General features: G+C 71.2%; 17 protein-coding genes and 1 tRNA gene. 2 read left to right on the forward strand and 16 right to left on the reverse strand.

Annotated elements, in window-relative coordinates; genetic code table 11:
• Positions 1 to 242: 242 nt before the first annotated feature.
• Complete coding sequence (locus CFK41_RS10150; RefSeq protein WP_096799544.1) at positions 243 to 941, reverse strand: demethylmenaquinone methyltransferase; 699 nt, start codon at positions 939 to 941, stop codon at positions 243 to 245.
• Positions 942 to 1,070: 129 nt separating this feature from the next.
• On the opposite strand from CFK41_RS10150, the gene serC reads away from it, so the two are divergent.
• Positions 1,071 to 2,234: a phosphoserine transaminase gene (gene serC, locus CFK41_RS10155; protein ID WP_096799545.1), complete on the forward strand. Its 1,164-nt coding sequence runs from the start codon at positions 1,071 to 1,073 to the stop codon at positions 2,232 to 2,234.
• A gap of 93 nt (positions 2,235 to 2,327) precedes the next feature.
• Here the strand turns inward: serC and CFK41_RS10160 are convergent, their stop codons facing one another.
• The 15 genes from CFK41_RS10160 to CFK41_RS10230 form a co-directional block, all read right to left on the reverse strand.
• A complete protein-coding gene (locus CFK41_RS10160; RefSeq protein ID WP_096799546.1) occupies positions 2,328 to 2,834 on the reverse strand; it encodes a MarR family winged helix-turn-helix transcriptional regulator in 507 nt (168 codons plus the stop codon).
• Positions 2,831 to 4,336, reverse strand: a complete 1,506-nt coding sequence (locus CFK41_RS10165; RefSeq protein WP_096799547.1) for an NCS2 family permease — start codon at positions 4,334 to 4,336, stop codon at positions 2,831 to 2,833. The genes CFK41_RS10160 and CFK41_RS10165 overlap by 4 nt, the downstream gene beginning before the upstream one ends.
• A gap of 50 nt (positions 4,337 to 4,386) precedes the next feature.
• Positions 4,387 to 5,178, reverse strand: a complete 792-nt coding sequence (nagB, locus tag CFK41_RS10170) for a glucosamine-6-phosphate deaminase (RefSeq protein ID WP_096799548.1) — start codon at positions 5,176 to 5,178, stop codon at positions 4,387 to 4,389.
• Between the two features lie 259 nt (positions 5,179 to 5,437).
• Positions 5,438 to 6,811 (reverse strand): NAD(P)/FAD-dependent oxidoreductase, encoded by a 1,374-nt coding sequence (locus CFK41_RS10175; protein WP_096799549.1) that lies wholly within the window; start codon positions 6,809 to 6,811, stop codon positions 5,438 to 5,440.
• A 63-nt stretch (positions 6,812 to 6,874) separates the two neighbouring features.
• A complete protein-coding gene (locus CFK41_RS10180; RefSeq protein WP_096799550.1) occupies positions 6,875 to 7,828 on the reverse strand; it encodes a Ppx/GppA phosphatase family protein in 954 nt (317 codons plus the stop codon).
• Complete coding sequence (locus tag CFK41_RS10185; protein ID WP_151904844.1) at positions 7,825 to 8,373, reverse strand: DUF501 domain-containing protein; 549 nt, start codon at positions 8,371 to 8,373, stop codon at positions 7,825 to 7,827. The genes CFK41_RS10180 and CFK41_RS10185 overlap by 4 nt, the downstream gene beginning before the upstream one ends.
• A 56-nt stretch (positions 8,374 to 8,429) precedes the next feature.
• Complete coding sequence (locus tag CFK41_RS10190; protein ID WP_151904727.1) at positions 8,430 to 9,110, reverse strand: FtsB family cell division protein; 681 nt, start codon at positions 9,108 to 9,110, stop codon at positions 8,430 to 8,432.
• Positions 9,111 to 9,145: 35 nt separating this feature from the next.
• Entirely contained in the window at positions 9,146 to 10,429 is a 1,284-nt protein-coding gene (gene eno / locus CFK41_RS10195; RefSeq protein WP_096799552.1) for a phosphopyruvate hydratase, read from the reverse strand.
• Between the two features lie 150 nt (positions 10,430 to 10,579).
• On the reverse strand, positions 10,580 to 11,350 hold the full coding sequence (locus CFK41_RS10200; RefSeq protein ID WP_227873036.1) for a MazG nucleotide pyrophosphohydrolase domain-containing protein: 771 nt from the start codon (positions 11,348 to 11,350) through the stop codon (positions 10,580 to 10,582).
• A gap of 10 nt (positions 11,351 to 11,360) precedes the next feature.
• Complete coding sequence (gene mfd / locus CFK41_RS10205; protein ID WP_096799553.1) at positions 11,361 to 14,972, reverse strand: transcription-repair coupling factor; 3,612 nt, start codon at positions 14,970 to 14,972, stop codon at positions 11,361 to 11,363.
• Positions 14,969 to 15,583: an aminoacyl-tRNA hydrolase gene (gene pth, locus CFK41_RS10210; RefSeq protein WP_096799554.1), complete on the reverse strand. Its 615-nt coding sequence runs from the start codon at positions 15,581 to 15,583 to the stop codon at positions 14,969 to 14,971. Before pth ends, mfd begins: the two co-directional genes overlap by 4 nt.
• A gap of 247 nt (positions 15,584 to 15,830) precedes the next feature.
• Positions 15,831 to 16,436, reverse strand: a complete 606-nt coding sequence (locus CFK41_RS10215; protein WP_096799555.1) for a 50S ribosomal protein L25/general stress protein Ctc — start codon at positions 16,434 to 16,436, stop codon at positions 15,831 to 15,833.
• 284 nt (positions 16,437 to 16,720) lie between these two features.
• A complete protein-coding gene (locus CFK41_RS10220) occupies positions 16,721 to 17,701 on the reverse strand; it encodes a ribose-phosphate diphosphokinase (protein ID WP_096799556.1) in 981 nt (326 codons plus the stop codon).
• The gene (gene glmU / locus CFK41_RS10225) at positions 17,698 to 19,206 is read right to left on the reverse strand and encodes a bifunctional UDP-N-acetylglucosamine diphosphorylase/glucosamine-1-phosphate N-acetyltransferase GlmU (RefSeq protein ID WP_096799557.1); all 1,509 of its coding nucleotides are present in this window, start codon (positions 19,204 to 19,206) and stop codon (positions 17,698 to 17,700) included. Before glmU ends, CFK41_RS10220 begins: the two co-directional genes overlap by 4 nt.
• Before the next feature lie 86 nt (positions 19,207 to 19,292).
• A tRNA-Gln gene (locus CFK41_RS10230) sits at positions 19,293 to 19,364 on the reverse strand.
• A gap of 170 nt (positions 19,365 to 19,534) precedes the next feature.
• Between CFK41_RS10230 and CFK41_RS10235 the strand changes: the two genes are divergently transcribed.
• Complete coding sequence (locus CFK41_RS10235) at positions 19,535 to 20,176, forward strand: TetR/AcrR family transcriptional regulator (RefSeq protein ID WP_096799558.1); 642 nt, start codon at positions 19,535 to 19,537, stop codon at positions 20,174 to 20,176.
• Position 20,177: the final 1 nt, after the last annotated feature.

Raw genomic sequence — 20,177 nt, forward strand, 5'->3', positions numbered from 1 at the left:
CTCTCTCGGAAGATCTGGCATGCCTGGCCAGTGCGGGATTCTCGGTCCGGATCGATGTCCGTTCTTCGTTCCCGTTGTCCGGGGCACGAGGAAGAACATTACGGGCCCTGCGCACCCCCGTCAAGCCAGAACGGCCTTTTCCGGAGTGGCCTCGGCCACAGCGGCCGATCTGGACCGTTCCTGCAGGTCACCGCCGCACGCCGGCAGCAGCATCCGCAGCGCCCCGGCAGACCTCCCGGACCTCAGGAGACAGGCACGACTCCACGATGCAGAGCCACGATCCCGCCGCTGAGGTTCCGGTACTGGGTGCGCTCCATCCCCGCCTCGAGGAACCAGCCCCTCAGCTCCTCCTGCCCCGGCCACTCGAGGATCGACTCGGCGAGGTACTCGTAGGCATCCACCGTCGTGGCGAAGGTGCCGGCGACAGCAGGAAGGGCCCGCAGCAGGTACCGCTCGTAGACCGTGCGGAAGGGACGCCACGTCGGGGTCGAGAACTCGCAGACCACCACGCGGCCGCCGGGCCGCACCACTCGGACCATCTCCGCCAGTGCGAGCTTCGGCTCGTGAACGTTCCGCAGGCCGAAGGAGATGACCGCTGCATCGAAGGAGTCCTCCGCGAAGGGCAGGTGCTGGCCGTCGGCCCCGACGAAGGGCACCGGGGCACCTCGGCGGCGCCCCTCGCTCATCATCCCCAGGGAGAAGTCGGCTGCCACGACGCGGGCTCCGGTCCTGGCGATCGCGGCGCTGGAGGTGCCGGTGCCGGCGGCGAGATCGAGGACCTGTCCCCCAGGTCCGATCTCGAGCGCTTCGACCATGAGGTCGCGCCACATCCCCACCTGTCCCATGGCGGCGACATCGTTCATCAGGTCGTAGCGCTTGGCGATGCCGTCGAACATCGTGGCGACGTCGTACGGCTGCTTCTCGAGATCGGCACGGCTCATGCCCCGATCCTGCCATGTCCGGTGACAGAGCACGGACGCGTGTCGGCCGATCTCCACTTCCCGGGGACAATGGTCGCGGGCGCCCGATCGGTCGGCGCCCTCGACCCACCCAGCATGAGGAGTCTCCGCATGACCGCTGCCAGCACCGCTCGCACCGACGCCCTCCGCGCCCTGACCATCCCCCGGCATCTGCTCCCGGCCGACGGTCGCTTCGGCTCCGGTCCCTCCCGCATCCGGGCAGAGCAGATGGAGTCCCTGCGATCGGTCTCGGCGACCGTGCTGGGCACCTCCCACCGTCAGGCACCGGTCAAGGACCTCGTGGCGCGCGTGCGCTCCGGCCTCTCCGAGCTCTTCGCGCTCCCGGAGGGCTATGAGGTCGTCCTCGGCAACGGCGGCTCCACCGCCTTCTGGGACGTGGCCGTCTTCGGCCTGATCGAGAAGCGCTCCCAGCACCTCGTGCTCGGCGAGTTCTCGCAGAAGTTCGCCTCCGAGTCCGCCGGAGCACCGCACCTGGCGGAGCCCGAGGTGCTGCGTGCGAACCCGGGCGAGGTCCCCCAGGCGGTGGCCTCCGCGGAGGTGGATGCCTACGCCTGGCCGCACAACGAGACCTCGACCGGCGTGATGATCCCGGTGGCCCGCCCGGATGGAGCGGGCGACGGACAGCTTGTTCTCGTGGACGCGACCTCCGTCGCCGGCGCCGCGAGCGTCGACATCACGCAGACCGACGCGTACTACTTCGCTCCGCAGAAGGCCTTCGCCTCCGACGGAGGACTCTGGCTCAGCGTCCTCTCCCCTGCGGCGATCGAGCGTGCCGAGCGCCTGGGCCAGGACTCCTCGCGGTGGATCCCGTCGTTCCTCTCGCTCACGAGCGCGATCGACAACTCGCGCAAGGACCAGACGCTGAACACGCCTGCGGTCGCCACCCTGGTGCTGCTGGCCGAGCAGATCGACTGGATCCTCGCCCAGGGCGGGCTGGCCTGGGCCGACGAGCGGACCCGCACCACCAGCGGCATGCTGCAGAGCTGGGCCGAGCGTCGGGAGGAGATCACGCCCTTCGTCGCGGACCCCGCCGCCCGTTCTCAGGTGGTGACCACCCTGGACGTCGACGAGTCGATCGACGCCACGGCCATCACCTCGCTGCTGCGCGCGCACGGCGTGGTCGACATCGAGCCCTACCGGAAGCTGGGACGCAACCAGCTGCGCATCGCGACCTTCCCCGCGGTCGACGTCGAGGACGTGGCCTCGCTGATCGAGGTCCTCGATCACGTGCTGGACAGCACCGCCGACGCCTGAGAGCACCCGCACCGCGAACGGCCGGACCGCCCCGAGGGGTGGTCCGGCCGTTCGTGCTCCCGCAGGAAGCGGGACGTGCATCTCTCCTCGGAGTCAGCGCCTCGGGGGGATGAGCAGCTCCCGCAGCATCGCCGAGGCCTCGCGCAGGGAGGCTCGCTGCTCGGACGTGGCCCCGTCGAGCCGCTCGCGGAGCCACGCGTGACGGCGCTCCCGCCCGGCGAGCACGAGCTGTGTGCCCTGGTCGGTGAGCGTCACCCGCACTTGTCGTCCGTCCCCGGGGTGGGCCGCGCGCGCCACCAGACCGGCCGCCTCGAGCCGGCCGAGGATACGCGTCATGACCGGAGGGCTCACGTGCTCGAACTCCGCGAGCGCGCCCGGGGTCGACTCCCCGGCCCGCTCGAGATAGGCGAGCACGGAGAACTGGGGAGCCGAGACCTCCTCCGAGGCGGCATGCGAGCGCAGGATCCGCGAGGAGACCAGGAGAACCCGCTCCAGCTCGCCGGCGAGCTCTGCGGCCTCGGCGAGCTCCGCCGCCTCACGGCCGCCCGTTCCCGGGTCCGCGGACCGCGGCGGACGCTCCGGAGAGGCTCCCCGGCTCACTGCAGGAGACCCTCGATCGAGCCGCGCAGGAAGTACACGACGAACAGGACGGCGATGAGGTACATGAGCCAGTGGATCTCGCGCGCCTTGCCGCGCACCACCCGGATGAGCACGTACATCACGAACCCGGCGCCCATGCCGACGGTGATCGAGTAGGCGAAGGGCATCAGGATGATGGTCAGGAACGACGGCAGCGCCACCTCGACGTCGGTGAAGTCGATGTCGGTGATCTGGGTCATCATCAGGAAGCCGACCATCACCAGGGCGGGTGTCGCGGCCTCGTACGGGACCATCGCCACCAGTGGCGAGAAGAAGGTCGAGAGCAGGAACAGCGCTCCGACCACGATGGCGGCCAGACCTGTCCGGGCGCCCTCGGCGACTCCGGAGGTGGACTCGACGAAGCTCGTGTTCGAGGAGACGCCGCCGACGCCGCCGGCGATCGCGGCCACGGAGTCGACCACGAGGATCCGCTGGGAGTTCGGGATGTCGCCGTCCTCCTGGACGAGACCGGCGCTCGAGGCCACGCCGACCATCGTGCCCATGGTGTCGAAGAAGTCCGCGAGCAGCAGCGAGAAGACGATGACGGTCGCGCCGATGACACCGGCGGCTGCGATGCCGCCGACAGGGTCGACGGTGAAGAGCGTGGCGAAGTCGGGCATCTGGATCAGGGAGCCGGTGACGGCCGGGACGTTCATCGCCCATCCCCCGGGGTTGCCGGCCTCCGCACCCTCGGCGGGGACGAAAGCACCGAGGTGGAGCACCTTCTCGATGACCAGGGAGAGCACCGTCGCGCTGACGATCGCGATGAGGATGGCGCCCGGGACCTTGCGGATCCACAGCACGAACATCAGCAGGAGCCCGACCACGAAGACGAAGGTGGGCCAGCCGGTCAGGGACCCGTCGTTGCCCAGCTGCACGGGCGTCCCGGCGGCGGTGGTCACGAACTTGGCGTTGAACAGGCCGAGGAAGGCGATGAACAGTCCGATGCCCACGCCGATGGCGGTCTTGAGGAACGGCGGGACGGCGTTGAAGACCGCCCGGCGGAAGCCGGTGAGCACGAGCACCAGGATGACGATGCCCTCGAGGAGCACCATGCCCATCGCTCCACCCCAGGTCATCCCCGGAAGGGGCACCACGGAGTAGGCGAGATAGGCGTTCAGCCCCAGCCCTGCCGCCAGCGCGAGGGGGAACTTCGCCCACGCGCCCATGAACAGGCTGAGCAGCCCGGCGATCAGCGCCGTGCCGGCGGCGACGGCGGGGAGGTTCGGCTCGGCGCCTCCACCGAGGTACATGCCGGTGGAGTCCGGAACCGTGCCGATGATCAGCGGGTTCAGCACCACGATGTAGCACATCGAGAAGAAGGTCACCAGGCCGCCGCGGAGCTCCCGCCCGACGGTCGACCCTCTCTCGGTGATGCCGAAGTATCGGTCCAGCCCGGAGCGCGGAGCTCGCAGTGCCTGGGAGGGGGGCGTGGGGGGTGGGGAGGGATGAGCCTGCTGCATGGTCAGATCGTATCGGCCCGCTGTGGCGCCCGAAGCCCCGCCTCCGCCGCTCAGACTTCCAGGGGGTGCTCGACCTCGAGCCGTCGCGAATACCGGTAATACTCCGCGAGCTCGAGCCGGGAGGCCGCCGCCTCGTCGACCACCACGACCACGTCCGGGTGCATCTGGAGAGCGGTGGCGGGCCAGCGGGCGCTGATGGCGCCCTCGGCGAGCTGCGCGACCGCCGCCGCCTTGCCGGCGCCGGACGCGGTGAGCACGATCCTGCGGGCCTCGAGGATGGTGCCCAGGCCTTGGCTGAGCGCCCTCACGGGGACCTCCGACGGGCTGGAGAAGTACCGCGCGTTGTCCTCGATCGTCGAGCGCGTGAGGCCCACCACCCGGGTGCGGGAGGCCAGCGAGCTGCCCGGCTCGTTGAAGGCGATGTGACCGTTGGAGCCGATGCCGAGGATCTGGAGGTCCACTCCCCCGGCCTCGCGGATCCGTCGATCGTAGGAGGCGGCCTCGGCGACCGGGTCGGAGGTCGCGCCGTCGGGCGAGAGGACCGCCGCGTCGTCGATGTCGATGTGCGCGGTGAAGTTCTCGCGGATGAAGCGGTGATAGCTCTGCTCGTGGTCGGCCGGGAGGCCCACGTACTCGTCGAGGAGGAAGGCCCGGCTCCCCGCGAAGGACAGCCCCTCCTCGCGATGGCGACGGATCAGCTCGGTGTACGCCGGGACCGGTGAGGATCCGGTGGCCAGGCCCAGGACGGCGCCCGAGTCCCCGGCCTCCTGCAGGGTGCGCGCGAAGACGTCCGCGACGACCTCCGCGCCCTCTGCGGCGTCCGCCACGATGTGGATCTGCATTCGGTCCCGCCCTTCCGTCCCGGTGCCGCGCGGCGCCGCACCTATGATCATTTCTGCGCGTTCTGGCTATGATCCGAGCATACCTGCTCATGCGTGCTAGATCGACGGGGCGGGAGGGTTGGTCCGCGCGTGACCCTGTGAGACGCATCGCGCCGACGATCCGGCCCTGGACGCACAAGAGCTGCCGCACACCAGGTGTGCGGCAGCTCTGGGGCCGACGGGTCGGGAGCTCCGGCTCAGGCCGGAGCTCCCGCCGGCGTCACTTCTTCTTGCCGGAGTTCGCAGCGAACTCGAATGCTGCGCGGGGGCTCTCGGACTGCGGGATGCCGATGATGTCGCGACGGGAGATCAGGTTGGTCGCCCAGCCCGCGATGACAGATGCCTTGCGGCCGAGGGTCGGCATCGCGTACACGTGGTACGCGCGCGCCATCGCCCAGGCCGGCAGACCGCGGATGTCGAGCTCCTTCTCGCCCAGCTGCAGCCGGCCGACGCCCTTGTACATGCCGAGGGTCGCCATGACGCCGAGGTTCTTGTGGTAGTAGTCCACCAGCGGACGGCCCTGGACGGACCGAGCGATGTTGTCTGCCACGCGCTTGGCCTGACGGACGGCGTGCTGGGCGTTGGGCGGGCAGAACTTGCCCTCGCCGGAGGCCAGATCCGGGACCGCGGCGCAGTCGCCGGCGGTGAAGACGTCGTCCAGCGGACCGTCGACGCCGTTGACGCGGAGATCCGCGAGCGCCTCGAGCTTGCCCATGAGCGGACCGCGCTCCGTGACGACCGGGAGATCGGAGATCTCCGAGTCGGAGAGCACCGGGGCAGGCTTGACGCCCGCGTTCCAGACCAGCAGATCCGTCTCGAACTCGTCGCCGTCGCTCGTCTTGATGACGCCGCCCTCGGCGGAGTTCAGGAAGGTCTCGAGCTTGACCTCGATGCCGCGCTCGCGCAGCTGGTTCAGCACGTAGGCGCGCTGATCCTCGTTGAGCTCCGGGAAGATGAACGGCGCACCGTCGACGAGCACGAAGCGGATGTCCGAAGCGTGCAGGTCGGGGTAGTAGCGCAGGGCGTCGCGGACCATGTCCTCGGCCTCGGAGACGGCCTCGCCGCCGGCGAAGCCTCCGCCGATGAAGGTGAAGGTGAGCAGACGCTTGCGAGCGGCCGGGTCCTTGGTGGTCGCAGCCTCGGCGAGGTTCGCCAGGATGCGGTCGCGCACGGCGGTCGCCTCCTCGACCTGCTTGAAGCCGATCGCGTTCTCCGCCAGGCCCGGGATGGGCAGCAGACGGGGGACGGCGCCGAGGCCGACGACCAGGTAGTCGTAGTTGATCTCGAGCTTCTCGTCGTCCTCGAGGTCGACCACGACGGTCTTCTCGGCGCTGCGGATCGCGGACACCGAGCCGGTGACCACCTTGGCGCCGGGCAGGACCTTGCGCAGGGGGGCCAGGACGTTGCGGGGGTCGATGCTGCCGGCACCGACCTCGGGCAGGAACGGTGCGTACGTCATGTACGGACGCGGATCGACGACCGTGATCGCAACCTCCGCGCCGAGGGTCTTGCGAAGCTCGGACGCGGTCGTCAGACCGACGGAACCGCCTCCGAGGATGAGAACGTGGGGCTTGCCGCCGAAGGTATTAGTCATACCTACAGACTAGAACCGCGGACGCCCGGATACAAAAGGGCCCGCCAGGTGAACAGATCGCGATCAGGGCACGCGGTCCAGGAGATCCAGCGCGATCCCGTCGAGGATGTCGTGCTCGCTGGTGCGCGCCGAGGTGATCGATCCGGCCGCCGCGACACGGTCGACGATGCGCGACCAGATCAGCGCCCCGGCCCCGATGACGTCGACGCGACCTGGGTGGATGACCTTTCGGCGGGCGCGCTCCTCGCGTGCCTCGGACAGCAGCGAGCGGCATGTGGCCCGCACCTCGTCCAGGCTGAGCGTGGCTCCGTGGGTGACGTCGGGACGATAGTCCTGGATCCCCGTGGCGACGGCAGTGACAGTCGTCACCGTCCCCGCCACGCCGACGAGCGCGTCGGCGCGGTCCAGCGGGACCTCGGCGGCCGCCCGGTCGAGGTGGGCGTCGATCTCCGCGGTGGCCGCGGCGATCTCGGCCGCGGTGGGCGGGTCCGACAGGAGGTGCCGCTCGGTCAGACGCACCGATCCCATGTCGGTGCTGATGCGGTGGGTCGGGGCCTCGACGCCGAGCACCAGCTCCGTGGAGCCGCCGCCGATGTCGACCACCAGGCGCGGCCCCGGCGGAAGATCCGACACGGTGCTGACGGCGCCGCGGAAAGAGAGCGCCGCCTCTTCCTGGCCGCTGATCACCTCAGGCACGATCCCGAGGATCTCCCGGATCCCCTGGATGAAAACGTCCCGGTTCGAGGCGTCGCGGGTGGCCGAGGTGGCGACGAAGCGGATGTCGTCCACGGCGACGCCGTGGTGCTCGATGAGCTCGCGGTAGCGACGGGCGGCGTCGAGCGTCCGCTCGACGGCGACCGGGTCGAAGCGGCCCGTGCGGTCCACCCCGAGGCCGAGGCGGACCATCTCCAGATGGCGCTCGAGATCCACGAGGGCTCCGGTCGCCTCGTCGCGGCGTGCGATGAGGAGTCGGATCGAGTTGGTGCCGCAGTCGATCGCGGCGACGGGGGCGCTCATCGGGCCACCTCGCCGGTGTCGATGTCGGCGTCGGTGTCCGTGTCCGTGCTCGTGCCGGTGCTCGTGTCGTCGTCCGTATCGGCGCCGGCGTCGCAGCGGCAGACGAGCTCGGGCAGGACGCCGTCGATCGTCGGCAGGACCTCGTCGGCGATCGGGTTGATGCCGGGCCCCTCGGCCAGCGCCTGGCCGGCGAGGGCGTGGAGGCACTTCACCCTGGTGGGCATGCCGCCGGCGCTGACGTGCCGGACCTCTTCGGCATCGCCGATCTCGGCGCGACGGGCGAGATAGCGCTCGTGGGCGCCGCGGTACGAGGCGGCGAGCTCGTCCTCCTGCTCCACCCTCTCGGTCAGCTCGGCCATCAGCCCGGTCGCCTCGAGGCGCGAGATCTCGAGCGTGAGCCAGGGCAGGGTCAGGTAGAGCGAGGTGGGGAAGGGGGTGCCGTCCTCGAGCCGCGGCGAGGTGCGGACCACGGCAGGGCGGCCGCAGCCGCAGCGACGGGCGATCGAGACGACGCCGCGCATCTCCCGTCCGAGCTGTTCGCGCATGACCTCGTGGTCCTCCGTGGTGGCCGGGGACTCGAAGGGAAGAGGGGGGAGGGTGCTCACTGGTCTGCGTCCTGATCGGTGGTGTCGTCGGCGGGGTCCTGCTCGGAGACGTCGTCGTCGGTCGACCCGGTCTCGTCCGGGATGTCCTCGGCGGTGAGGCGGCTGGAGCCCTCCACGCTCTGCCAGAGCACGGAGAACCATTCGCCCTCCTTCGCCGCCTCCTCGGCCTGCTGGGCCTCGGTGAGGGGCACGTCGCGCCCGGAGGTGTCGGTGAGGCGGTACTGGGTCTCCCCCGGCATCGCGAACAGCAGGCGCTCGCGCGCCCGGGCGGCGACATAGGTGGGGTCCTCCCAGCGGGCGACCTGCTGGCGCAGGCCCTCGACCTGCTGCTCCTGCTCGGAGACCTGGGTCTGCAGCTCGGAGAGCTTCTGTCGCTGGGCGACGTAGGTGTTGACCGTCGGGACCAGGGCCGCTAATGCGACCACCACCAGGGCCACCAGCGCGAGGGTGCGCCGGGTGATGGTGATGCCGGGGCCGTCCTCCTCCGGACCGCTCCGCGGGCTCGCCGCAGGTCGCGAGGCGGCCGCCGGCTTGCGGGAGCGCGACGTCGTGGAGGACCCGCCGCGCGTGGTCGCGGCTGCGGGCCCGGACGTGGTCCGTGCCCCGGAACGCCTGCCTCCGGATGCAGAGACCGGGCGCCTCGTCGATCGCGGGGCGCCCGGTCTTCTGCTGCTCATACGAGGAGGCTACAACGTCGAGCCTGAGGACTCTGTCAGGCAGAGAACCGCGGGAAGGCGGAGGCGCCGGCGTAGCGGGCGGCCTCTCCCAGCTCCTCCTCGATGCGGAGCAGCTGGTTGTACTTCGCCACGCGCTCGCCGCGCGCCGGGGCGCCCGACTTGATCTGGCCGCAGTTGGTGGCGACCGCGAGGTCGGCGATGGTGGTGTCCTCGGTCTCACCGGAGCGGTGGGACATCATCGCGGTGAAGCCCGCACGGTGGGCGAGGTCCACCGCGTCGAGGGTCTCGGAGAGCGAACCGATCTGGTTGACCTTCACCAGCAGCGCGTTCGCGGAGCCCTCGGCGATGCCGCGGGCGAGGCGCTCGGGGTTGGTGACGAACAGGTCGTCGCCCACGAGCTGGGTCTTGGCGCCGAGGCGGTCGGTGATGGTCTTCCATCCCTCCCAGTCGTCCTCGTCCAGCGGATCCTCGATGGAGACCAGCGGGTAGGCGTCGACCAGTTCGGCGTAGTACTCGACCATCTCGGCGGAGGTCTTCTTCGCGCCCTCGAAGGTGTACGCGCCGTCCTCGAAGAACTCCGAGGCCGCGACGTCCAGCGCGAGCGCGACGTCCTTGCCCGCCGTGAAGCCGGCCTTGCCGATGGCCTCGACGATGAGGTCGAGAGCCGCACGGTTCGAGTCGAGGTTCGGCGCGAAGCCGCCCTCGTCGCCCAGACCGGTGGCCAGGCCGCGCTCCTTGAGCACCGCCTTCAGCGCGTGGTAGACCTCGGCGCCGACGCGCATTGCCTCGCTGAAGGTCTCCGCACCCAGGGGAGCGATCATGAACTCCTGGATGTCGACGTTGGAGTCCGCGTGGGAGCCGCCGTTGAGGATGTTCATCATCGGGACCGGCAGGATGTGCGCGTTCGGGCCGCCCACGTACTGGTACAGCGGCACACCGGCGGAATCGGCGGCGGCGCGCGCCACGGCGAGGGACACGCCCAGGATCGCGTTGGCGCCGACGGTGCCCTTGTTCTCGGTGCCGTCGAGCTCGAGCATCGCGGCGTCGATCGCGCGCTGCTCCTGGACGTCCATGCCCAGGATCTTCGGCTGGATGTCGGCGATGACGGCGCTGACGGCGTCGAGGACACCCTTGCCCAGGTAACGGGCCTTGTCGCCGTCGCGACGCTCGACGGCCTCGAAGGCGCCGGTGGAGGCGCCGGAGGGGACCGCGGCACGGGCGAACGTGCCGTCATCGAGGAGGATCTCCACCTCGACGGTGGGGTTTCCTCGGGAGTCGAGGATCTCGCGGGCGTGCAGGGCATCGATCAGGGCTGCCATGGGCTGTTCCTTCCTTCGGGTGAAGTTCCGTCACGGCGGTCGGCGCTGACCGTCCGGGGGACAGTCTAGGCCGCGGCCCGCCCGGTTCGCCCCGGGTGCCCGCCGTTGCACGCCCGGACCCGCGCCCGATCCGCGCCCGGGAGGGCGGCCTCACCGCTCGGAAGGAGCCTGGTCCGCCGACGGCGGCTGCTCGGCGAGTCGGCTCCGGGTACGGGCCAGCAGGGTCCTCAGCGCCGTCTCGGGATCATCGTCGCGCGATTCGGCGGCCACCACGAGATCGAGCAGCGCCCGCCCCACATCGGCCCCCCAGTCCTGCGCGTCCTCGGCCCGGGCGGCGTCGTCGGCCGCTTCCAGCAGCTCCTCGAGCCGGCCGTCGGACCGCGCCCGGTGCACGGCCTTCGCCGCCGTCTGCAGGGCCGGTATCCCGGCGGGGATCCCGTCGAACCAGCCCTTGCGACGGGCGCCGGCCGATGCCTGCTCAGCCGCCTTGACCGCATGCCACTGCGCGATGATCTGCTCGACGTCGTCGGGATCCTCGAGGGCGTCGTCCGGACGCTCGCCGAACACGTGCGGGTTGCGCCGCTCCATCTTCGCGATGAACGAGCGGGCCACGTCGTCGATGTCCCAGGGCGGGTCCTCCTCCTCGGCCACCCGGGCGTGGAAGAGGATCTGGAACAGCAGGTCGCCGAGCTCGTCCGTGAGAGCGCCTGGGCCGTGCGCGGCGGGATCGTCGATGACCTCGAGGACCTCGTGGGACTCCTCGAGCAGGTACCGGGCCAGCGAGGCATGGGTCTGGCGGTGGGTCCAGGCATCGCCGTGCGGAGCCCGCAGCGCCTCCATCACCTCGACCGCGCGCAGCAGCGCGCCGCCCCGGACGGGCGGCGCGGCATCGGGTTCCGGGTCGTGCTGCGGGTCGCTCACAGGAGCGAGGCTACTTCGCCGAGCCCTTAACCGTGGGCGCCGCGATCTGCTCCGCCGCGCCGGGGACGAGCGTGCGCAGCACCTCACGGGCCCAGTCGAGCAGCTCGTGGTCCCGCAGCTCGGTGCCTCCGAAGCGCGAGGTCATCGGCCGAGGGACGAGGACCTGCCGCACGGCGGGCTTGAGCACCGTCCCCGGGTAGAGGCGCTTCATCCGCATCGCGACGGAATCCGCGACCTCCACGTGGGCGAAGCGGATCATCTTGCCCTGGGCCTGGATCTCGTCGACCCCGGCGGCCCGGGCATCGATCCGGAACCTCGCCACGTCCAGCAGCACCTCGACCGGGGCGGGCGGCGCGCCGTACCGGTCCGAGAGCTCCGCGCGGATCTGCTCGATCTCCGAGACCTCCCGCACCGCGGACAGCTTCGAGTAGGCCTCCAGGCGCAGGCGCTCGGAGCCGATGTAGTCGTGCGGGACATGGGCGTCCAGCGGCAGCTCGACCCGGATCTCCTTCTCCGGCGCCGCGGACTCGCCGCGGAAGGCCGCGACGGCCTCCCCCACCATCCGCACGTAGAGGTCGAAGCCCACCCCGGCGATGTGGCCGGACTGCTCCCCGCCCAGGAGGTTGCCGGCCCCGCGGATCTCGAGGTCCTTCATCGCCACCTGCATGCCGGCCCCGAGGTCGGTGTTGGTGGCGAGGGTGGTGAGGCGATCATGCGCGAGCTCCGTGAGCGGCTTGGTCGCGCCGTAGAGGAAGTAGGCGTAGGCGCGCTCGCTGGAGCGGCCGACGCGCCCGCGCAGCTGGTGCAGCTGCGAGAGGCCGAACTTGTCGGCGTTCTCGACGATCAGGGTGTTGGCGTTGGCGATGTCCAGCCCGGTCTCGACGATGGTGGTGCACACCAGCACGTCGAAGTCCCGCTCCCAGAAGTCGACGATGACGCGCTCGAGCTGGTGCTCGTTCATCTTGCCGTGGGCGACCTGGACCCGTGCATCGGGCACCAGCTCGCGCAGATGCGCGGCGACCCGATCGATGTCCTCGACCCGGTTGTGGATGTAGAAGACCTGGCCCTCACGCAGCAGCTCGCGCCGGATCGCGGCGGTGACCTGCTTGTCCTCCTGGGCGCCGACATAGGTCAGCACCGGGTGGCGCTCCTCGGGCGGGGTGGCCAGGATCGACATCTCGCGGATCCCGGTGACCGCCATCTCGAGGGTGCGCGGGATCGGCGTCGCGGACATCGAGAGCACGTCGACGTTCGTGCGCAGCGCCTTGAGCGTCTCCTTGTGCTCGACGCCGAAGCGCTGCTCCTCGTCGACGATCAGGAGACCGAGGTCCTTGAAGCGGACGCTGCCGGTGAGCAGGCGGTGGGTGCCGATCACCACGTCGACGCTGCCGTCGGCGAGGCCCTCGATGGTGGCCGTGGAGTCGCCCGGGTTCTGGAAGCGCGAGAGGCCCCGCACGGTGACCGGGAAACCGGTGTACCGCTCGGTGAAGGTGTCCAGGTGCTGCTGCGCGAGCAGGGTGGTGGGAGCGAGGACGGCGACCTGCTTGCCGTCCTGGACCGCCTTGAACGCGGCGCGCACCGCGATCTCGGTCTTGCCGTAGCCGACGTCGCCGAGGATCAGCCGGTCCATGGGGACCGTCTTCTCCATGTCGCCCTTGACGTCGTCGATGGTCGAGAGCTGATCCGGCGTCTCGACGAACTCGAAGGAGTCCTCGAGCTCCAGCTGCCAGGGGGTGTCGGGACCGAAGGCGTGGCCCGGAGCGGACTGCCGGGCGGAGTACAGGCGCACCAGCTCGTCGGCGATCTCGCGGATCGCCTTGCGCGCCCGGGACTTGGTCTTCGCCCAGTCGGCACCGCCCATCCGGTTGACGGAGGGCTCCTCGCCGCCGACGTACTTCGTGACCTGGTCGAGCTGGTCGCTGGGCACGTAGAGGCGATCGCCCGGCTGACCCTTCTTGGAGGCCGCGTACTCGATGACCAGGTACTCGCGGGTGGTGCGCTTGGCGCCGACGCCCACGGCGCGGCTGGTCATCTCCACGAAGCGTCCCACGCCGTGATGGGAGTGGACGACGTGGTCCCCGGGGCGCAGCTGCAGCGGGTCCACGACGTTGCGGCGCCGCGAGGGCATCTTGCGGTCCTCGCCGCGGCGCGCCCCGGACTTGCCGGTGAGGTCCCGCTCGGCGGCCAGGACGAGCTTGAGGTCGGCGTCGACCAGTCCCTCGACGAAGGGGCCGACGGTGACGACGGCCTCGCCGGGTCCGACGGGGTCGGAGAGCTCCGGGGCGAAGACCGCGGGCATCCCGTCGGCGCGGAGGTTCTCCGTCACGTGCCGGGCGCCGCCGGGCCCGACCATGGTGGCCACGACGGACCAGCCCTCGGTGCGGCGCTTCTCGAGATCCTTCGCGGCGTCCCCCGCGCGTCCGGAGTAGCCGGGGTGGGTGGTCGAGGAGGTGGTGAGGTCGACGTCGGTGTCCAGGCCGAAGGCCGCCAGGGTGAACCAGGGCCGCCCGCCCTCGCGGGCGTGCCCCTTCGCCTCGGACAGCGGCACGAAGCTCGCCGCGCCCACGTCGATCGGGAGCCCTCCCCCGGCGGCGGCGCTGGACCACGCCGCGGCGAGGAACTCCTCGGTGGTGGCGACCAGCTCGTCGGCCCGGGCGCGGGCCTTCTCCGGGTCCAGCACCAGGAAGCGCGCGCCGGCCGGGAGCACGTCGGCGACCTGCTCCATCTCGCCGACGAGGACCGGGCTGAGCGATTCCATGCCGTCGGCCGCGATCCCGTCGGCGATCCGCAGCAGCAGATCGCGCACGCCGGGCAGCTCCTCGGCGCGGGACCGGGCGCGCTCGCGCACCGCGGGGGTCAGGAGGATCTCGCGGCAGGGCGGGGCGTCCAGGCCCCGCGGCGCCGGGTCCAGGGAGCGCTGGTCCGCGACGGAGAAGTAGCGGACGTCGTCGATCTCGTCGCCGAAGAGGTCCACGCGCACCGGGTGCGGCTCGGTGGGCGGGAAGACGTCCAGGATCCCGCCGCGCACCGCGAACTCGCCGCGCTTCTCGACCATGTCGACCCGGACGTAGGCGGCGTCGACGAGATCGCGCTCGATGTCCTCGAGCGCGTAGGTGTCCCCTACCGCGGCGCGCACGGGGCGCAGGTCCCCGAGCCCCTTCGCGATGGGCTGCAGGAGGGAGCGCACCGGCATCAGGACCACGTGGGCGGGGTCCTCGGTCTCGGGGTGCGCGATGCGGCGGAGCGTCGAGAGCCGCTTGGCGACGGTGTCCGCGCGCGGGGAGAGCCGCTCGTGGGGCAGGGTCTCCCAGGCGGGCAGCTCGACCAGATGCTCGGTGCCGACGAGGGCGCTGAGGGCGGAGCGCAGATCGTCGGCCGCCCGTGTGGTCGGGGTGACGATGACCAGGGGCTCCTCGGCGGTGGCCTGCCGGGCGAGGTCGGCCACGAGGAAGGGGAACAGCCCGGTGGCGGCGACGATGCTGCCGCCCTCGCCCGACTCGGTGCCCTCGGCGACCAGCGACCGGACCGCGGTGAGGTCCCGGCCGGCCGCCAGCTGGTCCAGCAGCGGGCGCAGCGGCGGGTGCGCGGTCGTCGGGGTGGGGGCGGCGGTCTGCGCGGTCATCGGATCTCTCGGGAGTGGAAGCGCTGCTGGGCGGCGGTGAGGCCCTCGAGGACCACGGACTCGACGGCGTCCGCCGCATCGGACACGAGCAGGTCCAGGGACTTCCGCTCGGTGGTGCTGAAGGGGGCCAGCACATGGTCGGCGGTGTCGCGGCCGCCGGGAGGACGGCCGACGCCGACGCGGACCCGGAGGTAGTCCTTGGTGCCGAGAGCTCGGGTGATGTCCCGCAGCCCGTTGTGGCCGCCCTCGCCGCCGCCGAGCTTCAGCCGCACGGCGTCGAAGGGGATGTCCACCTCGTCGTGCACGGCGACCACCCGGTCCGGGGGGATGTCGTAGTAGGCCGCGAGCGCCTTCACCGGGCCGCCGGAGACGTTCATGTATGTGGTGGTCTTGGCGAGGATGACCCGCTCGCCGGCGCCGGGCGCTCCGAGCCTGCCCTCGAGCACGACGGCCTGGGCGCGGCGGGCGGCGGTGAAGCGGCCCCCGGAGGCGTCGGCGATGTGGTCCAGGACCATCTGACCGATGTTGTGCCGGGTCGCGGCGTACTTCGAGCCGGGGTTGCCGAGTCCCACCACCAGGTAGGGACCGGGCCGACGTTCGCTCACGGACATGGGCTGCTCCTCGCTGCTGGCTGGGTCACGGCCGATGGCTCCGCCCGCGCGGTCGGCACTCGGTCGGTGCCGCCGCCGGTCCCTCTCGGCACTGTGCTGTTCCGGGATGGCGCAGCTCCGGGAGGGGCGTTCTCTCGACCCCGGACACCGTACCGGGGCGCCGCGCTGAGCGCGACGCCCCGGTACGTGGGGTGTGAGCAACGGAGCGGGTGCGGCGGCGGACCCGCCGCTCCCCGCTCCGGAGGGATCACTCCTCGTCCGCGGACTCCTCGGCGGTCTCCTCGGAGCCCTCCGCGGTCTCGTCGTCCTCGGACTCGACGCGCGGGAGGGCGACGCTGGCCACGATGAGCTCGGCGTCGGAGACCAGCTCGCTGCCCTCGGGGAGGGTGACGTCGCCGGCGAAGACCTGGAAGCCGTCCTCGGCGCCCTCGACGTCGACCTCGACGTGCTCGGGCACGTTCAGGGCGTCGACCGAGAGGGAGAGGGTCTGCAGGTCCACGAAGGCCGCGGCCGGGGCGACGGGCTCACCGGTGAGGACGACCGGGATCTCGACCTCGACCTTCTCGCCCTTGCGGACGGTGATGAGGTCGAGGTGGCTCAGGGAGCGCTTCAGCGGGTGACGCTGGATCTCCTTGATCAGGGCCAGGTGGGAGGTGCCGTCGGCGAGCGAGAGCTCGAGCAGCGCGTTGGAGTTACGCGCCGCGAGGGCGGTCTCGTGGCCCGGCAGCGACAGGTGGATGGGGGCCTCGCCGTGTCCGTACAGGACGGCGGGGACGCGGCCCTCGACGCGCAGGCGGCGGGCTGCGCCCTTGCCGAAGTCCTCGCGGGTCTCGACGTTCAGCTTCTCAGCCATGGGTGTGCTCCTCGTGGATGCGGTGGCTCGACGGTGAGCGACGCCACGGGGCACTGGGGGCCGCTGGGCCTCCCGGTTCTCCGCACCGCGTCGATCACGGACGGGCTGATGCCCGCTCCCTCGCCGAAGTGACCCGGTGAGATTAGCACGGGCCCGCGGGTACGACGGAGCGGACGTGAGGGGCGCCGCACAGCGCTGTCGGCGTGCGTCCGGGGAACGAGGACGACCCCGCCTCCCAGAGGGGAGACGGGGTCGTTGGCGATCGGACGGTGAGAGCCCTCGGCTCAGACCTCGCCGTCGAAGAGGCTGGTGACCGAGCCGTCGTCGAAGACGGCGCGGATCGCCCGGGCGAGCAGCGGCGCGATCGACAGCTGGGTGAGCCGGTCGAACTGCTTCTCGGGCGGGACCGGAAGCGTGTTGGTGCAGACCACCTCGCGCACCTTGCTGTTCTTCAGCCGCTCGGTGGCGGGGTCGGAGAGGATCGGGTGGGTGGTCGCGATGACCACGGAGTCCGCGCCGTTGGCGACCAGGGCGTCGGCCGCCTGCACGATGGTCCCGGCGGTGTCGATCATGTCGTCGACGAGGATGCAGGTCTTCCCCTCGACGTCACCGATCACGCGCTTGGCCACGGCCTGGTTGGGCCGACGGGGGTCGCGGGACTTGTGGATGAAGGCGAGGTTCACCCCGCCGAGCTTCTTCGCCCACTGCTCCGCCACGCGGATCCGACCGGCATCCGGGGAGACGACGGCGATGTCCTCCTCGCCGTACTTCTCCTGGATGTACTCGGCCAGGATCGGCAGCGCCATCAGGTGGTCGACGGGACGCCCGAAGTAGCCCTGCACCTGCGGGGCGTGCAGGTCCACGGAGATCATGCGATCCGCACCGGCGGTCTCGTAGAGGTCCGCCATGAGCCGTGCAGAGATGGGCTCGCGGCCGCGGTGCTTCTTGTCCTGGCGCGCGTACGGGAAGCTCGGAGCGATCGCGGTGATGCGCTTGGCGGAGGCCCGCTTGAGCGCGTCGATCATGATCAGGTGCTCCATCACCCAGGTGTTGATCGGAGCCGGGTGGGACTGCAGCACGAAGACGTCGGTGCCGCGCACGGACTCCCCGTAGCGCACGTAGATCTCGCCGTTGGCGAAGTCCCAGGCGTCCATCGGCAGGACCTCGACGCCGAGCTCGTCGGCGACCTCCTGCGCGAGGACGGGGTGGGCCCGTCCGGAGGCGAGGACGAGGCGCTTCTCCCCGGTGGTGACGATTCCGCTCATCGCTGCTCGTGCTCCTTGTGCTCATCGGCGGCAGTGTCTGCAGGCGTCCTGGCAACGGACCCATCGTCGGCGCCGAGGGCTGCACGGGCAGCGGCCTCGGCCGCGGTCCCCGCACGGCGTCGCAGGGTCCATCCTTCCATGTTCCGCTGCGAGACGGCGTTGACGCCCAGCGCTCCGGCGGGGACGTCCTTGCGGACGGTGGTGCCGGCGCCCGTCGCGGCCCCGTCACCGATGGTGACCGGCGCCACCAGCACGTTGTCGGAGCCGACACGGACGTGGCGCCCGACCGTGGTGCGGTGCTTGTTCACGCCGTCGTAGTTCGCGACGATCGTGCCGGCGCCGATGTTGGTGCCCTCACCGATCTCGGCATCGCCCACGTAGCTCAGGTGCGGGACCTTCGCCCCCTCGCCGATGCGGGCGTTCTTGGTCTCGACGAAGCCGCCGATCTTGCCCTTGCTCCCGAGGTCCGTCCCGGCCCGCAGGTAGGAGAACGGGCCGACGGTCGCCCCGGCGCCGATCACGGCGAGCAGCGCATGGGAGCGGACCACCTCGGCGCCGGCGCCCACCTCGGTGTCGCGCAGGGTCGAGTCCGGGCCGATCACGGCCTCCGCGCCGACGTCGGTGGCGCCGTGGAGCTGGACGCCGGGGAGGATCACGGCGTCCTGCCCGATCGTGACGTCGGCGTCGATCCAGGTGGTGGCGGGATCCACGAGCGTGACCCCGGCGCGCATGTGGCGCTCCAGGATGCGGCGGTTCATCTCGGCGCCGAGCTGGGCGAGCTGGACGCGGTCGTTCACGCCCTCGACGATCATCACGTCCTCGGTGACCACGGCCCGCACGGAGCGGCCGTCGGCCCGGGCGATGGACAGGACATCGGTGAGGTACATCTCGCCCTGGGCGTTGTCCGTGCCGATCCGGCCGAGGGCGTCGCGCAGCACGGCGAGGTCGAAGGCGTAGATGCCGGAGTTGATCTCGTCGATCGCGAGCTGGGTCTCGTCGGCGTCCTTGTGCTCGACGATGCCGAGCACCTCGGAGCCGTCCTCGCTGCGCAGGATGCGGCCGTAGCCGGTGGGGTCGGGCACACGGGCGCTGAGCACGGTGGCGGCGGCACCTGCCGCTTCATGGGCCTGGACCAGCTCGCGCAGGGTGGCGGGGTCCAGCAGCGGCACGTCGCCGTAGGTGACGAGCACCGTGCCCTCGCTCGCGGTGACCTTCTCGAGGCCGCACTGCACGGCACGACCGGTCCCGGGGACCTCGTCCTGGTCGGCGACGACGACCTCGGAGGCATGCTCGGCGAGATGCTCGGCGACGCGCTCCCGCTCGTGGCGGAGCACGACCACCAGCTCGGCGGGGCCCGTGCCCTCGGCGGCCGTGACGGCGTGCACGAGGAGCGATCTGCCCCCGATCTCGTGGAGGACCTTGGGCCTCCTGGACTTCATCCGGGTCCCGGCTCCTGCGGCCAGCACGATCACGGCGGCAGGGGCTGCGGTCTCTTCGATTCCCACGTCAGCGGCTCCTCGAGGTCTTCGACGGGTGGGGCATGCGGCGGCGCCGCGGTCGTCCTGCGACATCGCCGGAACGGCGACGGGCGTTCCGCCATCAGGACTCGAACCTGAAACTTCAGAACCAAAATCTGAGGTGTTGCCGATTACACCATGGCGGAGCGCGCCCTCCGGTCCGCCGCCCGGCCGATCCGTCCGGGCGCCGACGGGCAGGTGGCGCCTCGGGCGCGGCCCGATCCTACCGTTCGACGGCAGGTCAGCGGACGCCGACGCCGGTCGGGGCCGCCCGTTCCCGGCGGGCGCCGCGCCGGGCGTGTGGGAGACTCCCGCCATGGTGGAGAAGGCAGCCTCTCGCGCGCGGACCACGCGCATGTCCGGCACGGAGCGCCGTGAGCAGCTGGTCGCGGTGGGGCGGAGCGTGTTCGCCGAGAAGGGCTTCGACATGGCCTCCGTCGAGGAGATCGCGGCCCGCGCGAAGGTCTCCAAGCCGATCGTCTACGAGCACTTCGGGGGCAAGGAAGGGCTGTACGCGGTGGTCGTCGACCGCGAGGTCTCCACCCTGCTGGGCGACCTCGAGACCTCTCTCCAGGATCAGCGCTCGCATCCTCGGGTGCTCATGGAGCGCGCCGCACTCGCCTTCCTCTCCTACATCGACGAGAACGAGGACGGCTTCCGGATCCTGGTGCGGGACTCCCCCGTCAGCCACGCCGTCGGCACCTTCTCCTCCCTCCTCACCGACGTGGCCCAGCGGGTCGAGGAGATCCTCGCCACTCAGCTGCGGCTGCACCGCTACCCCGCACGGGACGCCGCGCTGTACGCCCAGATGCTGGTGGGGATGGTGGCCTACACCGGTCAGTGGTGGCTGGAGACGCGCAGGCCCTCCAAGGAGATCGTCGCCGCCCGCATGGTGAACCTCTCCTGGTACGGGCTGAGCGCTCTGCAGAAGAAGCCCGAGCTGCGGGCGGGCACCTAGA

Origin of the sequence: Brachybacterium ginsengisoli (genome assembly GCF_002407065.1) — a bacterium.
Taxonomy (GTDB): Bacteria; Actinomycetota; Actinomycetes; order Actinomycetales; family Dermabacteraceae; genus Brachybacterium; species Brachybacterium ginsengisoli.

Excerpts from the sequence above, each read along its gene's own strand:
- CFK41_RS10215 (WP_096799555.1), bottom strand. The coding sequence starts at position 16,436 with ATGGCTGAGAAGCTGAACGTCGAGACCCGCGAGGACTTCGGCAAGGGC.
- pth (WP_096799554.1), bottom strand. The coding sequence starts at position 15,583 with ATGTCCGTGAGCGAACGTCGGCCCGGTCCCTACCTGGTGGTGGGACTC.
- CFK41_RS10150 (WP_096799544.1), bottom strand. The coding sequence starts at position 941 with ATGAGCCGTGCCGATCTCGAGAAGCAGCCGTACGACGTCGCCACGATG.
- nagB (WP_096799548.1), bottom strand. The coding sequence starts at position 5,178 with ATGCAGATCCACATCGTGGCGGACGCCGCAGAGGGCGCGGAGGTCGTC.
- mfd (WP_096799553.1), bottom strand. The coding sequence starts at position 14,972 with ATGACCGCGCAGACCGCCGCCCCCACCCCGACGACCGCGCACCCGCCG.
- CFK41_RS10235 (WP_096799558.1), top strand. The coding sequence starts at position 19,535 with ATGGTGGAGAAGGCAGCCTCTCGCGCGCGGACCACGCGCATGTCCGGC.
- CFK41_RS10220 (WP_096799556.1), bottom strand. The coding sequence starts at position 17,701 with ATGAGCGGAATCGTCACCACCGGGGAGAAGCGCCTCGTCCTCGCCTCC.
- CFK41_RS10165 (WP_096799547.1), bottom strand. The coding sequence starts at position 4,336 with ATGCAGCAGGCTCATCCCTCCCCACCCCCCACGCCCCCCTCCCAGGCA.
- CFK41_RS10175 (WP_096799549.1), bottom strand. The coding sequence starts at position 6,811 with ATGACTAATACCTTCGGCGGCAAGCCCCACGTTCTCATCCTCGGAGGC.
- CFK41_RS10190 (WP_151904727.1), bottom strand. The coding sequence starts at position 9,110 with ATGAGCAGCAGAAGACCGGGCGCCCCGCGATCGACGAGGCGCCCGGTC.
- serC (WP_096799545.1), top strand. The coding sequence starts at position 1,071 with ATGACCGCTGCCAGCACCGCTCGCACCGACGCCCTCCGCGCCCTGACC.
- CFK41_RS10185 (WP_151904844.1), bottom strand. The coding sequence starts at position 8,373 with ATGCGCGAACAGCTCGGACGGGAGATGCGCGGCGTCGTCTCGATCGCC.
- CFK41_RS10180 (WP_096799550.1), bottom strand. The coding sequence starts at position 7,828 with ATGAGCGCCCCCGTCGCCGCGATCGACTGCGGCACCAACTCGATCCGA.
- eno (WP_096799552.1), bottom strand. The coding sequence starts at position 10,429 with ATGGCAGCCCTGATCGATGCCCTGCACGCCCGCGAGATCCTCGACTCC.